This is a genomic window from Vibrio sp. 1562 (assembly GCF_033340155.1).
In the GTDB taxonomy this organism is placed as follows: domain Bacteria; phylum Pseudomonadota; class Gammaproteobacteria; order Enterobacterales; family Vibrionaceae; genus Vibrio; species Vibrio alginolyticus.
Map to the genome: position 1 here is coordinate 1 of NZ_JAWOVY010000710.1, position 535 is coordinate 535.

At 44.7% G+C, this 535-nt stretch carries 2 pseudogenes; one reads left to right on the top strand and one right to left on the bottom strand.

Annotation, left to right across the window (positions count from 1 at the left end):
- Positions 1-103 (bottom strand): annotated as a pseudogene (locus R7Z49_RS27230) (energy transducer TonB); the annotation flags it as partial.
- Between the two features lie 162 nt (positions 104-265).
- On the opposite strand from R7Z49_RS27230, the pseudogene R7Z49_RS27235 reads away from it, so the two are divergent.
- Positions 266-535: pseudogene (locus R7Z49_RS27235) on the top strand (heme anaerobic degradation radical SAM methyltransferase ChuW/HutW); the annotation flags it as partial.

Here is a 535-nt window from a genome sequence, read left to right on the forward strand (position 1 = left end):
CAGCAGGCATTGCGAACACTTTGTTCTCTTGCGAGACAAAAAGAAGTGCGGCATGAATGCCGAGAGAGGCGCCTCCTGCAATGACATATCTTTGTACGTTCACGGGTTATTCTCGGTAGAACTATGAAAACTTGAGGCGATTATTACTTACAATTGAAATAAGATCAATTATCAATTGCATTATCATTACGGTCAAATTATGATCCTTGCAGTTTTTTTGAGATTAGCCTCTATCCCTTATGTGGTGGGGTTTAAGTGAGTATATATGAGCGTCGATATTGATAAATTTGACGAATCAGTTCTGGGCAGCGATAGCCCTGACCCCCTGAGATTTGCTTTTGTGAAGAAGCACTCGGCTCATGCTGGCGGCGCGAGTGTGCCAGTACCGCCACCTCAACAAGCAGGGGTTTTGTCGAGCATTGCTTCTGACCAAAACGTGAGAAACAACAAGCGCTGTTTGTACATTCACGTACCGTTTTGCCGTGTTCGCTGCACTTTTTGTAACTTCTTTCAGAATGCGGCCAGTCGCAAACTT